The following is a 13284-nucleotide window of genomic DNA, read 5'->3' on the forward strand; positions in this document are numbered from 1 at the left end:
TCAGGCGACCTCGACAGTGTAATTTTCGATGACCGTATTCGCCAGCAGCTTTTCGCACATGGCTTCGACGTCCTTGCGGACCTTGTCCTTGTCTGAACCTTCGACGGCAATATCGAAAACCTTACCCTGACGAATTTCGCCAAGACCCTGGAAGCCCAGACCATCGAGCGCATGGCCGATGGCCTTGCCCTGGGGATCGAGAACACCGTTCTTGAGGGTGACGACGACGCGGGCTTTGATCACGTTTGTATGCTCCGGCAATTTGTAAACGAGGGAGAGAAACGCAAGCTCAATGCTGCGTTTCGTTACCGTCGGAAGAAGCGACGAGGACAGGACCCGTCGGGCGGTTGGCATCGGTTTCATTCATGATTCCGAGGCGGCGCGCCACTTCCTGATAGGCTTCAACCAAGCCGCCAAGATCGCGACGGAACCGGTCCTTGTCCATCTTTTCCTTGGTGGCGACGTCCCATAGGCGGCAGGAATCCGGCGAAATTTCGTCGGCCAGCACGATACGCATCAGATCGCCTTCGAACAAACGGCCGCACTCGATCTTGAAATCGACCAGTTGGATGCCAGCGCCGAGGAACAGGCCGGAGAGGAAGTCGTTGATGCGGATCGCCATCGCCATGATGTCGTCCAGTTCCTGCGGGCTCGCCCAGCCAAAAGCGGTGATATGCTCTTCGGATACCATCGGATCGTCGAGCGCGTCAGCCTTGTAATAGAACTCGATGATCGAGCGGGGCAGAACGGTGCCTTCTTCAAGGCCGAGCCGCTTGGCAAGAGAGCCGGCAGCCACGTTGCGCACGACAACCTCCAGCGGGATGATCTCGACTTCCCGGATCAGTTGCTCACGCATGTTGAGGCGGCGAATAAAATGGGTCGGAATGCCGATCTGGTTCAACTGAGTGAAGATATATTCCGAGATACGATTGTTCAGGACGCCCTTGCCATCGATCACCTCGTGCTTTTTGGCGTTGAAGGCGGTGGCATCATCCTTGAAGAACTGGACCAGGGTGCCAGGCTCGGGTCCCTCATAGAGGATCTTTGCCTTGCCTTCATAAATGCGACGGCGACGGTTCATGGAACTGACTTCTCTGTTATGCGGCCGGAAGCCGCTGCGCATGGATCGAACGCCCGCCTGAGCGTTTATGCGCGCAAATAGCGCAAACTGGGCCAAGCCTCAATCGGAATCGTTGAAAAGGACAATTTTCGGCGTAGAATCGTCCAATATTCATCCAGCTTCCACAATGATACGGGAAGCTCTTCCCGTTATGGGCGAATTCGCGCTAATCTGGGATACAGAAATTTTTCGGAGATTTGCATAGATGAGCATGAAGGACCGCGAAAAAGGCTACGAGAACAAGTTCGCCCACGATGAGGCGACCAAGTTCAAGGCTATCGCCCGCCGCAACAAGCTGCTCGGCCTTTGGGCGGCAGGCCAGCTCGGATATTCCGGCGAAGAAGCCGAGGCCTATGCCAAGGAAGTGGTTCTGGCGGATTTCGAGGAAGCAGGCGACAATGACGTTTTTCGCAAGGTGAGGAGCGATTTCGAGAAGGCGCAGGTCGTCACCAGTGACGACCTGATTCATGCCAAGATGAATGAACTGCTGACGCAGGCCATTCAGGAAGTCGCAAACGACTGATCCGTTTTCTGATCACGTAGCTGAAAAGGCACCCAGCCAGGGTGCCTTTTTCATTGTTCAAAGCTTTGCCAGAAAATGCGCGAAAGTCAGTGTTCCTTCAGGCCAGGGACCGTGCCCGGACTGCGCATTTATATGTCCGGACTCTCCGGCATCCATGAGACGCGCGCCCCAGGCCTTGGCAATTTCCTCGGCTTTTTCGTAGCTCGAGAAAGGGTCGTTTCGGCTTGCGATGACCATGGTCGGGAACGGGAGGGCACCCTCCGGGTAGGGACCGAACGTTTGCAGATGTTGCGGGCGAATACCGGGATTGGCAACGTCTGGCGGCGCGACAAAGAAAGCTCCCGCCACCTTGGACGTGTCAATAAGCGGAACTGCATGCACAACCGTCGGAATGCCGAGCGAATGCGCAACAAAAACGACCGGCTTGGTCGCTTCCTCGACGGCTCTGACGACATTGGTCACCCAATCGTCACGAACCGGCTTTGACCATTCGGCCTGCTCGACGCGCCGCGCGGTCGTCATCTTGGCCTCCCAACGGGTCTGCCAATGATCCGGTCCGGAATTTGTGTAACCAGGAACGATTAGGATATCTGCGTCTTTGAGTTTCATGGCAGCGCATTTAGAGCGGAGTTGGCTCCGTTGCAACAATTTCACATAGCGTTTTTCATGCAGCGAGTGGCAGGAGAGCTTCATTGACAGGCTGTTTCCATTTTAGATGCTTGTGATCTGGCCTGCTTCCTACGATTTTTGCAGCAACGAAGCCGCCTTATCCAGACGGTAACAACACGGGCAAAGATTATGTCAAATCTCCCATTTTCGGCAACGACGCCAATTCATATCGGCTCGGTAGGCCTCATCGCCAAGGACGGCGAAAAGCTCTCGAGCTTCTATCGCAATCTGCTCGGGCTTGAAGAACTAAGCAATGATGGGAGCACGCGCATCCTGGGAACGCGCCAACGTCCGCTGCTGACCATAACGGAAGACAAGAACGCAGCGATTGCACCGCGCGAGCGGGCAGGCTTGTTTCATACGGCGTTTCTCTTCAAGGACCGCGTCGATCTTTCCCGCTGGGTGGGACATGTTGCTGAAAAGCGCATTCGGATCTCCGGCGCGTCGGATCATAATGTCAGCGAGGCTTTCTATCTCGATGATCCGGAAGGCAATGGCATCGAGGTCTATACGGACCGCGATGAGAATGGCTGGCGCTGGAATGATGGCCTCGTGGACATGGTGACCAAGCCGCTTGATATTCAGAACCTGATGGCCTTGGCAGAGAATGCAGACACCTGGATATCGGCACCGGACAATCTGGTGATCGGCCATGTGCATCTGAAGGTGGGCGAGATCTCGGCGGCCGAGACGTTCTGGACCGAAAAAGTCGGGCTGAAGACCGTGGCTTATTACGGAGACAAGGCGGTCTTTCTCTCAAGCGGCGGCTATCATCACCATATAGCGGCGAACATCTGGGGAAGCGCGGGTGCAGGTGAACGACCAGAGGGCGAAACGGGTCTCGATTTTGTCGAACTCGTTTCCCGCAATCCTCTTAGTGCTTCGGCTTTTCGTGATCCCTGGGGCACGAAAATTCAGATCAGCACGAACTGATTGAAGCCGTCGCTTTGAAATGGTGAGTTAAAAAATAGGAGGGCGGCTCGAGCCGCCCTTTCCATTGATCAGGCGTCGCCGAAAACGCGGCGGAAAATCGTATCGACATGTTTCGTGTGATAGCCGAGGTCGAATTTTTCGCGGATTTCAGCCTCCGAAAGCGCCGCACGAACCTCGTCGTCGCCCAGCAACTCCTCGAGGAAGTCGGCCCCTTTTTCCCACACCTTCATGGCATTGCGCTGTACCAGGCGATAGCTGTCCTCGCGAGAAACGCCAGCCTGCGTCAGTGCCAGAAGCACACGCTGGCTCATCACAAGGCCTTTGAACTTGTTCATGTTCTTGAGCATGTTGTCGGGATAAACGACCAGCTTTTCGACAACGCCGGCCAGACGATTGAGGGCGAAATCCAGGGTAATCGTCGTATCGGGGCCGATCGCACGCTCGACGCTCGAATGGCTGATATCGCGTTCGTGCCAAAGAGCGACATTTTCCAGCGCTGGCGTCACGGACATACGAACAAGGCGCGCAAGACCTGTCAGATTTTCCGTCAGAACAGGATTGCGCTTGTGCGGCATCGCCGAGGAACCCTTCTGGCCGGGTGAGAAGAACTCTTCTGCCTCCAAAACCTCGGTGCGCTGCATATGGCGGATTTCGATGGCGACATTCTCGATCGACGACGCGATGACACCGAGAGTTGCGAAGAACATGGCGTGGCGGTCGCGAGGAATAACCTGGGTGGAGATCGGTTCCGGCTTCAGACCAAGCTTTTCGCAGACATGTTCCTCGACGCGCGGATCGATATTGGCAAATGTACCTACGGCGCCTGAAATCGCGCCGGTAGCGATTTCGGCGCGCGCTGCCTGAAGGCGCTTCTTGTTGCGTTCCATTTCGGCATAGAAGCGCGCAAAGGTCAGGCCCATCGTCGTTGGCTCGGCGTGGATGCCGTGGCTGCGTCCGATCCGTACCGAATCCTTGTGTTCGAAGGCTCGTTTCTTGAGCGCTGCAAGCACGCGATCCATATCTGCAAGGAGCAAATCGGCGGCACGCACGAGCTGAATATTGAGCGTTGTGTCCAACACGTCGGAAGAGGTCATCCCCTGGTGCACGAAACGGGAATCCGGCCCAATGAATTCGGCCAGGTGCGTGAGAAATGCGATGACGTCGTGTTTGGTGACGGCTTCGATCTCATCGATGCGCGCAACATCGAACTTTGCCGTGCCGCCTTTTTCCCAGATCGTCTTCGCAGACTCTGCCGGGATGACGCCGAGTTCGGCTAGCGCATCGCAGGCATAGGCTTCAATTTCGAACCAGATGCGGAACTTCGTTTCTGGAGACCAGATGGAGACCATCTCCGGGCGCGAATAACGAGGGATCATGCTGTCAATCCTGGCAAAGGGGTGGAAAAGTTGAGCATGCCCTTAGCGCAAATTTCAGCAAATGGGAAAGCGTGCCGTACAAAAAGCATAGTGTTGCGACCAATTTCGAGACTTTACCTGTGCTTAAGCGATGCCCATACCGGCATTTTGTCATCGTCGAAGATTGTTGCTGCATGGACCCCGCGCGCAATCGCACGCGCCATGGTCGCGTTGGCGGCAGCGCATAAAGGCAGGAAATCTGCGGGATCTGGTGTGATCGCGGCTTTGCCTGTCGCTATCGCGAATACGAGATCACCGTCGAACGGCGTATGAGAAGGCCATATAGCGCGCGCGAACCCATCATGTGCAGAAATGGCCAGACGCTTTGCCTGTGCCTTGGTAAGGACGGCATCCGTAGCGATGATGCCGATCGTCGTATTGGTATTTTCAACCGGTTTTGCGTTGAACTTCGTGACGATTCGATCGGCGTTTCGCGGGTATGGCTGAGGCGCCCCAAGTCCGCCGAATTCCTCGCCGATCTCGAAAGCGTGCGCCCAGAAATACGGCGAGTCGCCAATGGTTACTGAGCCGAGAGGATTGACGGCGACCAGAGCTGAAACAGTAACTCCGTTTACGAGCACTGAAGATGCGGAGCCAAGTCCGCCCTTCAGGCCGGCCGTGAGTGCTCCGCTACCAGCGCCTACGCTGCCAAGGGTGAATTCGCTCGACGCATTCTGTGCAGCTTCGTAACCCAGTTGCCGGTAGGGCGGATGCAGGCCCCAGTCTTTATTGCCGCCGTTGGCCAGATCAAAAAGGATTGCGGCGGGTACGATCGGAACGCGGATGCCGCCCACCTCGAAGCCGACCCCGCGGTCGCGCAACGCTGCCTGCACCCCTGATGCGGCGTCGAGACCAAAGGCAGAGCCGCCAGAAAGCACCAGCGCATGAACATGCTCAACCGTGTTATGCGGCTCCAGCAGGTCTGTTTCACGCGTTCCGGGCGCGCCGCCCAGAACCTGAACTGCTGCAACGCATGGGTCATCGCACAGTACAACGGTGGTACCGCTTTTGAGCGCAGGATCCTCGGCATTGCCGACCCGCAGGCCTCCGACATCGGTAAGAAGATTACGTGGACCTGCTTTCATCGGTTCGCTTCCAGCGGTACAAAGCTGCTCCCATCGAAACGCAGAAGGCGATAGGCAAACAGATTGGCATCGCCTTTCGGGTCAAATTTCAGCGAACCGAGAACGGTTTCGAAAGTATGTTCGGAAAGGACATCGCGCTGCACCCCTCCGATCCGCGCAGCTTCTATCACGACTTGCGTCGCGGCGAAGGCAGGCAGAACATAACCTTCAATTTCAGTGCGCTGTAACGCAGCAGGAAGCGTGGCCGGCACATCTGTTTTCGGGGCTATCGCAAGCGTGCCCTCCGGCAGGGGCTGCGTATCCTGTAAAAGGCTTTCACCGCCGGCGATTGTCAGCTCATAACCCATTTCCTCGGCATTCGCGCCGATCACGGCAATGTCGGCCCTGTCTCCTCCGATAAAAACATGTGTAGCTCCAGCCCGACGCAGGCGTGCAACGAGTGCCGCCTGGCTTTCAAGCTGCGGGCGATAGGTATCGATGAAGACGGGCTTCAATCCCGCTCCATCAGCAGCGGCGCGCAGTGGTTCTGCAAGCTCGCGACCATAAAGCGTCCCGTCGTCGACTATGGCAAAGTGTACGTCACGCCATAGGGGAAGCAGCAGGCGCGCCGCCTCTGTGGCTTCTGCATCTGTACGCGGCGCCAACCTGAAAACAGGGAAACGGGTTGCCTCGCGTCGTTCCGTAATAGAAGGCGTGCGAATGGCAGGGGTGATGATGGGAATATTCGCGTCGCGCAACTTCGGGAGGGCCGCCAGGAGCGATTCTGTGCAAAGGAAGCCGACCACTGCGGTTGCCTGTGCGGCGACGAGTTGGTCGGCAATGGCATTTCCCGATTGTACGCTGCACTCTTCCGAAATTATTTCCGTCTCGATGGGGGAGTGCTCCGAGAGCGCTGCGCCAACGCCAACGCGCACCTGACTTCCCAATATGCCCAGATCCCCATCCATTGGCGCGACAATGCCCAATTTTATCGATTGTGCCTGTGCAGGCATCACGGAGCCCTGCAGCGCCAGCAAAGCCGACGCACCAAGAACGATCGATAGGGATGTCAGGCTCTGGATCATCTGGTCGAGCGTAGTTCGCGAGAGTTGCAATGCGGTTTAAACTCGTAAACACTGTGCCGCAACTGTTCAACTCTGCATTACGGGTGCGCGGCTTTCTCCCAGAGCCGGATTCTCCTGAAGCACCAGCGAGGCTTAAGTGCTGACCATGAATGAAATAGGGCCCCAGGCCTATCGCGACGCTATGGCGCGTTTCGCCGGTGCCGTTCACGTTGCAACGACGGACGGCAAAGCAGGCCGCCGCGGTACGACCGTAATCGCGGCTTGTTCCGTCTCCGATAACCCCGCAACCATACTCGTCTGCGTCAACGCCACGAGCGAAGCTAACCAGCGTTTTCTCGATAATGGCGTGTTCGCTCTCAACACCTTGAGTACGCCGCAACACGAAGTCGCCCAGGCCTTTTCCGGTATGGCGGATATTGAGCCGGAGGATCGTTTCAATATCGGAAGGTGGGACAAACTCGCCAGCGGTGCGCCGACGCTAGTCGATGCCATGGCAACTTTTGACTGCCGGTTGGTCGAAGTGAAGCGGATGCACACGCATTTTGTACTTTTCGGCGAGGTTGTGGCCCTGCGTACCGGACAACTCATCGAGCCGCTCCTCTATCTAAACAGGACGTACAGATCTCTTTCGAAAATATAGTAAAATCAAAGGATAATGCAGATGTTCTTGAGTTTTTCGTTGTGATTCTGACTGCATTGCGGCAGGCCCACCAGAAGCTTCATGCTATACACTCTAGAACCGTATATAAGCTGAAAACGTTCTTTGCATGATCCTGCTACGAGTTATCTGAGTGACGAAATCCTTGGTATGTGTTGCCGCGATAATGCATGGAAAGCAAAGGCTTAATTTATTTTGCTAAAGAATCGATAGGGAAGTAAACGCTCGGCGATCAGAGATATATCAATCTCGTTCATCCTGAGAATTAATGGCGCGGGACACAACACGAATTGCCCGATAGAGAATAGCAAAGAACGGAGGAAATCGCGCGCTCATGCCTTCATCCCGGTATTCGACGTCCGATCTGTTTGCGAGCCTGATTACTCTCGTGAAGATCGCAATTTGTGCCGCCGTCCCCTCGGTCATCTCCGTCGTTCCTGGACATGCCCAGTCTATCGCTTCCCACAAGGACAGGCTTTTTGCTTATCCGGCCATCATTTCAGAGAGTTTGAACGGCGATCACATCGTAGTCGATTACCAAGAGATGCGCGACATTAATGGCCGCGATCAGGTGCCTGAACGCCGGGTCAAGAACGTCTATGTCTCAATGGGCGTCCGTCGCCACCAAACCGAACTGCAGATCGAGACCCCGGCAGGCCCTGTGAAGCATTTCGCCATCGGCAAACGGGAGAACGCAGCCTTTATTCTCGTTTATCTGCACGGCAAGGGTGGCAACCGTCTCCAAGGCGTGAATGATTATACGTTCGGCGGCAATTTCAACCGTCTCAAGAATATCATCGTGCAATCAAACGGACTTTATCTTGTGCCCGATTTTGCGGATTTCGAAGCGCGAGGACAAGCGCAGATCGAATCCCTCGTTGATCATTACGCAGCCGCCTCGCCACGGGCAAGAATCATCCTTGCCTGCGGTTCAATGGGCGGCGCGCTCTGCTACGGGATGGCCGACAGCGGTAAATTCACGCTGGATGGCATGGTCATGCTGGGCTCCATGTGGCACTCCGCCTATCTCAAGAGCGCCGCATTCAAAGCCAGGACGCCCATTATTTTCGCCCATGGCAGCCGCGATCCAGTGTTTGCAGTCGAGAAACAGGAAGCTTTTTTCCAGCAATTGCGGGATGCTTCGCCAGGCTATCCTACGCGTTTCATTCGTTTCGAGACAGGAAATCACGGAACGCCCATTCGCATGATCGACTGGCGTTCGGTGCTCGGCTGGATCATGTTAAAATAATGATCCTAAACCCCCGCTCAAATGAGATTTAGCCAGAGAGCAAGTGTCATCATGAATGCGCAAAGCGACATCAGGGCGGCAAGGTCGTGCATCAGATCAGCCATGGAAAAGCTCCTTCATTTGCGTTGAAGGCAGAATGTTCCATTTATGTTCCTGCGTCAATTACAAAAGTTCTCTAAATGTTCTCATTAGTTAAGTTTCAGTAAAAAGACTAGGCTAGCTAAAACGGTCATATAGAATCTTTGCGGCCAGCACGGTACAGGTGACGACCAGGAGGGGCTTGATGAGGCGGCCGCCCACGCGCATTGCGAGAGTTGCACCAAGACGCGAACCAAGCATTTGGGCAATACCCATCATAAGCCCGACCTGCCAATTGATTGTGCCGGCAATGGCAAAGAAGGAGAACCCTCCGATGTTCGATGCGAAGTTGAGTAGTTTCGTATGCGCTGTCGCTTTCAGTAGCGTATAGCCAGACAGGGCAACAAAGGCGAGCATGAAGAAGGAGCCCGTTCCTGGACCGAAGAGGCCATCATAAAAACCGATGAGTGGTACGATCGTCATGCCGAAGACGAACGGACGGAGGCGTTCCACGCGCTCAATATCCTGTGCATCCGGCTTGAATGCAAAGTAGATGGCGATGCCTATGAGCAGGATAGGCAAGAAGGCTTGCAGAACGCTTGGCGGAATAATGGTTGCAATGATCGCGCCGACAAAAGATCCCGCGAAGGAAAGAACGGCGGGCCATAGTTGCTTTCGGACATCGACGTGTCCCTTGGACGCGTAAGTGATGGTTGACATGGCCGACCCGAACATGCCCTGCACCTTGTTTGTGCCGAGCGCCTCTACAGGTGCGAAGCCCGCGATGAGCAGAGCGGGAATGGTAATAAGGCCGCCACCGCCAGCAATGGCGTCGATGAAGCCTGCAAGGAGGGCGGCGCTGAGGAGGAGAAGGAGCAACGTACCGGAGAGGTCCGCGGGCAAAAGAAATTCGAGCATCGTGACGATCCGGCGGGCCGTTCCGCCTCAAGAAGATATAATTAACACGCTGCATTGATCACAGCGCGCGGGCCGGCACAAGGAAATTCCTTTCAGGCGCGCTTGACTTGCAGGCGCTGGTTCAAAGCACGCTCGAAATCAGGGGCAGCATCAACGAGCGCCTGTGCAGGTAGGCTTTGCGGTTGCATGAGAACGGTTTCCGTCGGTCCACGTTCGACGATCTTGCCCTGGTGCATGACAAGAACCTGATCGGAGATGGCACGGGCGACCGTGAGATCATGTGTGATGAAGAGATAGGCGAGGCCGAGCCGAGCGTTCAGGTCCGCGAAGAGATCGAGAACCTGCGCGCGGATCGACACGTCCAAGGCCGAGACCGGCTCGTCGGCAACGATCAGGCGAGGGCGGGTGATGATGGCGCGCGCAATCGAGATGCGCTGGCGTTGACCGCCGGAGAATTCGTGCGGATATTTCTGCATGTCGCTTGCGGAAAGACCGACGGACGCCAGAGCTTCACGAACCATTTCACGCCGCTCCGCCTTGGCAGGCGCCCGCTCCATCAGGTGCAATGGTTCGGCAACAAGCCACTCGACCGTCCGGCGTGGATTGAATGAACCGTATGGGTCCTGAAAAACGACCTGCATCTGTCGACGCAGCGAACGCATTTGTTCGGCGGTCGCATCAGCAAGCGACGTGCCGTCGAGCGTGATTTTGCCACCCGTCGGTCTGTCGAGGCCGAGGATCATCCTGGCAAGGGTCGATTTGCCGCAGCCAGACCGGCCAACCAGCGAGATGGACTGCCCGGGCATCATGTCGAAGCTGACGCCATCGACGGCGCGGAATTCTTTAGATTTGCTGAATAAATTGCGCGAACGCGCCGGATAGTCACGCACTACCTGATGAACATGTAAAAGTGGCTCGTCGGTCACAGATTGCACCGGATGCGCCGGAGCGCGTTCCGGCCGATGCGCCGAGGCTTTGGCGAGCTGCGCGGTATAGGGATGATTACGCTCTCGCAAAACCCGCGGCGCATCGCCTGTTTCCTGCACGACGCCATTGCGCATGACGCAGATTGTCTCAGCCATGTCGGCCACGACCGCCAGATCGTGGGAGATCAGCATCAGTCCCATCTTGCGCTCCTCGACGAGATCACGCAGCAATTCCAGTATCTGCTTCTGCAAGACGACATCGAGCGCGGTCGTAGGCTCGTCGGCGATCAGCAGCTTGGGATTAAGCGCGCAGGCAATTGCTATGACGACACGCTGACGCTGTCCGCCCGACAGTTGATGCGGATAGGCGCTAAGGGGATATCGGCCAGTTGGCAGGCCGACCCGGTCGAGCATCTGTCTTGCCCGCTCTTCCGCGACCGTTTTTGTTTCTCGCAGATGGAGCCGAATGCCTTCAGAGACTTGTTCACCAATTGTCTTTAGGGGATTGAGCGCAGTCATCGGTTCCTGAAAAACCATGCCGATTTCACGACCGCGCAATCTGCACATGGCCGCTTCCGGCGCGCCGAGGATCTCCATCCCCTCAAGCCTGATTGAACCTGTCGTGGTGGTGCGAACCGGGAGAAGCCCCATGACGGACAGGGCCGTCATGGATTTCCCCGATCCCGATTCCCCAACGATCGCCAGCGTTCGTCCTGCCTCAACCTCCAGAGAGACTTCCTTAAGAATTGGCGCTTTTGCTATGGAAAGATTAAGGTTTTCGACTTTGAGAAGACTCATCTCGACCGCCTCTGCTTCGGGTCGAGAAGATCGTTTAAGCCATCTCCAAGCAGATTGAGACCAAGCACACTGAAGACGATGGCCAGACCGGGAACCAACGCCAGATGCGGCGCGATCGCGATGCGTGTTTGCGCGTCGAAAAGCATGCGTCCCCAGCTTGGCATAGGCGGTTGCGCACCAAGACCGAGATAGGAAAGTCCAGCTTCGGCGAGAATACCGAGCGCAAACTGAATGGTCGCCTGCACCAGAAGCAATGTGCCGATGTTAGGCAGGATATGCTCGAACGTAATGAGCAGTTTGCCTTTGCCACTGGCACGCGCAGCCAGAATATATTCGCGCGGCCAAAGCGAGAGCGCGCCAGCGCGCGCCACCCGCGCAAATACCGGAATGTTGAATATTCCGATTGCGACGATCGCATTGATCGCGCCCGGGCCGAATACCGCCGTGATCATCAGCGCGGAAAGGAGCGCCGGGAAGGCGAAGACGAGATCGTTGAAGCGCATCAGCGCCTCGTCGACAAACCCGCCGCGGGCCGCCGCCCAGCAACCAAGCGGGATGCCGACGCCCATGCCGATTCCCACGGCTACGATAGCGACCGCTATCGAATTGCGCGCACCAACCATTATCATGGAAAGCATGTCACGGCCGAAGTGGTCCGTCCCTAACCAGTTGGTGCTGGAGGGCGGTATCATTCGATTGGCGACCGTCAAATCCTCAACATTATAAGGCGTCCAGAAAAATGAAACCAACGCCATTAGGGCAAGGATGAGAGTCAGAGTGCCGCCAATCACAAGCGAGCGGTTAGAGAGTGCGCGCCAAAGGAGGGACTGCTCATCGCGAACCGGGATGTCGCTCATCGCTCGCTCCGCAGTCTCGGGTCGATGAGGGCATAGGAGAGGTCCACGACGAGATTGACGAAAATGACGGCAGCAACGAGCAAGATCACGACGCCCTCGACGACCACAAGATCGCGTTGCGTGATCGCTTGATAGATCAGACGACCCAAACCGGGTAGGTAGAAGACATTTTCAATGATGATCGTGCCGGCAAGCAAAAAGGCAAACTGCAGCCCGAGAATTGTCATGACCGGAATGAGCGCGTTGCGCAGCGCATGTCTGCGCATTGCGGCGCGATGTGTCAGCCCCTTGGCACGCGCAGTGCGAATGTAGTCTTCGGCCATCACCTCGATCAGCGCCGAGCGCGTCACGCGTGCCAGAATTGCTGCCTGTGGAAGTGCCAGCGCTATCGCCGGCATGATGAGAGCTTTGATCCCGGGCCAAATGCCGCCGCTCCAGCCCGGAAATCCGCCGGCTGGCAGAAGGCGAAGCCAGACCGCAAAGAGGTAGACGAGAAGGAGCGCAAACCAGAAGTTTGGAATTGCGATGCCGATCTGCGCGACACCCATTGTCAATGTATCCGCCGTTTTTCCGCGCCGCGAGGCAGCGAACAGTCCGACAGGCAAAGCGATTGCCGTCGAGAGAAAAAGGGCGATCAGCGCTAATGGAAGCGACACGACACCTCGTTCCACAATGAGTTCGGAAACGGGAACATTATACGTATAGGAGCGGCCAAAATCAAAACGGAAAAGGCCCGTTAGCCAATCAAGATAGCGCAATAAAACTGGTTGGTTAAGGCCCATTTGTTCACGTAGAACTGCAACGGTTTCTTCGGATGCAGTAACTCCCAGCATCACACGTGCGGGATCGCCGGGCAGTATCTCCATGACGAAAAAAATGGCTGCGGAAGCGATGAGCAAAGTGAGGCAGCCGACAGCAATGCGTTTCAAAACGTATCGTGTCACGCGCAGCTGCCCCCTGTTCGTCTGGTTGAAATGCGTTGCCGCTATTC

Annotated in this window: 14 protein-coding genes; 4 read left to right on the forward strand and 10 right to left on the reverse strand. The window is 56.2% G+C overall.

All coding sequences use genetic code 11. The annotated features are described in order from the left end of the window. Entirely contained in the window at window positions 1-243 is a 243-nt protein-coding gene (gene purS, locus IE151_RS00450) for a phosphoribosylformylglycinamidine synthase subunit PurS (RefSeq protein ID WP_189486728.1), read from the reverse strand. A 46-nt stretch (window positions 244-289) separates the two neighbouring features. After that, window positions 290-1081, reverse strand: a complete 792-nt coding sequence (purC, locus tag IE151_RS00455; protein ID WP_189486730.1) for a phosphoribosylaminoimidazolesuccinocarboxamide synthase — start codon at window positions 1079-1081, stop codon at window positions 290-292. A 244-nt stretch (window positions 1082-1325) separates the two neighbouring features. On the opposite strand from purC, the gene IE151_RS00460 reads away from it, so the two are divergent. Then, a complete protein-coding gene (locus IE151_RS00460; protein WP_189486733.1) occupies window positions 1326-1643 on the forward strand; it encodes a DUF1476 domain-containing protein in 318 nt (105 codons plus the stop codon). A gap of 57 nt (window positions 1644-1700) precedes the next feature. Here the strand turns inward: IE151_RS00460 and IE151_RS00465 are convergent, their stop codons facing one another. Next, complete coding sequence (locus IE151_RS00465) at window positions 1701-2252, reverse strand: RBBP9/YdeN family alpha/beta hydrolase (RefSeq protein WP_189486735.1); 552 nt, start codon at window positions 2250-2252, stop codon at window positions 1701-1703. 189 nt (window positions 2253-2441) lie between these two features. Between IE151_RS00465 and IE151_RS00470 the strand changes: the two genes are divergently transcribed. Continuing rightward, window positions 2442-3245 carry a VOC family protein gene (locus IE151_RS00470; protein WP_189486737.1) on the forward strand — a complete coding sequence of 268 codons (804 nt, stop codon included), beginning with the start codon at window positions 2442-2444 and terminating at the stop codon, window positions 3243-3245. 68 nt (window positions 3246-3313) lie between these two features. Here IE151_RS00470 and purB read toward each other — a convergent pair whose 3' ends face one another. The 3 genes from purB to IE151_RS00485 form a co-directional block, all read right to left on the reverse strand. Continuing rightward, the gene (gene purB, locus IE151_RS00475; RefSeq protein ID WP_189486739.1) at window positions 3314-4621 is read right to left on the reverse strand and encodes an adenylosuccinate lyase; all 1308 of its coding nucleotides are present in this window, start codon (window positions 4619-4621) and stop codon (window positions 3314-3316) included. Between the two features lie 113 nt (window positions 4622-4734). Further along, the gene (locus IE151_RS00480; protein ID WP_189486741.1) at window positions 4735-5745 is read right to left on the reverse strand and encodes a P1 family peptidase; all 1011 of its coding nucleotides are present in this window, start codon (window positions 5743-5745) and stop codon (window positions 4735-4737) included. After that, the gene (locus IE151_RS00485) at window positions 5742-6839 is read right to left on the reverse strand and encodes a branched-chain amino acid ABC transporter substrate-binding protein (protein ID WP_244636550.1); all 1098 of its coding nucleotides are present in this window, start codon (window positions 6837-6839) and stop codon (window positions 5742-5744) included. The genes IE151_RS00480 and IE151_RS00485 overlap by 4 nt, the downstream gene beginning before the upstream one ends. Window positions 6840-6945: 106 nt before the next feature. On the opposite strand from IE151_RS00485, the gene IE151_RS00490 reads away from it, so the two are divergent. Both IE151_RS00490 and IE151_RS00495 read left to right on the forward strand, forming a co-directional pair. Continuing rightward, window positions 6946-7449, forward strand: coding sequence for a flavin reductase family protein (locus IE151_RS00490; RefSeq protein ID WP_189486743.1), 504 nt, complete (start codon window positions 6946-6948; stop codon window positions 7447-7449). Window positions 7450-7801: 352 nt separating this feature from the next. Beyond that, a complete protein-coding gene (locus IE151_RS00495; protein WP_189486745.1) occupies window positions 7802-8716 on the forward strand; it encodes an alpha/beta hydrolase in 915 nt (304 codons plus the stop codon). 216 nt (window positions 8717-8932) lie between these two features. Here the strand turns inward: IE151_RS00495 and IE151_RS00500 are convergent, their stop codons facing one another. The 4 genes from IE151_RS00500 to IE151_RS00515 form a co-directional block, all read right to left on the reverse strand. After that, a complete protein-coding gene (locus IE151_RS00500) occupies window positions 8933-9712 on the reverse strand; it encodes a TSUP family transporter (protein ID WP_189486747.1) in 780 nt (259 codons plus the stop codon). 92 nt (window positions 9713-9804) lie between these two features. Further along, entirely contained in the window at window positions 9805-11436 is a 1632-nt protein-coding gene (locus tag IE151_RS00505; protein ID WP_189486749.1) for an ABC transporter ATP-binding protein, read from the reverse strand. Beyond that, window positions 11433-12293 (reverse strand): ABC transporter permease, encoded by an 861-nt coding sequence (locus tag IE151_RS00510; protein ID WP_189486751.1) that lies wholly within the window; start codon window positions 12291-12293, stop codon window positions 11433-11435. Before IE151_RS00510 ends, IE151_RS00505 begins: the two co-directional genes overlap by 4 nt. Beyond that, window positions 12290-13237, reverse strand: coding sequence for an ABC transporter permease (locus IE151_RS00515; protein WP_189486753.1), 948 nt, complete (start codon window positions 13235-13237; stop codon window positions 12290-12292). Before IE151_RS00515 ends, IE151_RS00510 begins: the two co-directional genes overlap by 4 nt. Between the last annotated feature and the right edge of the window lie 47 nt (window positions 13238-13284).

This window comes from Limoniibacter endophyticus, from assembly GCF_014652835.1.
Taxonomy (GTDB): domain Bacteria; phylum Pseudomonadota; class Alphaproteobacteria; order Rhizobiales; family Rhizobiaceae; genus Limoniibacter; species Limoniibacter endophyticus.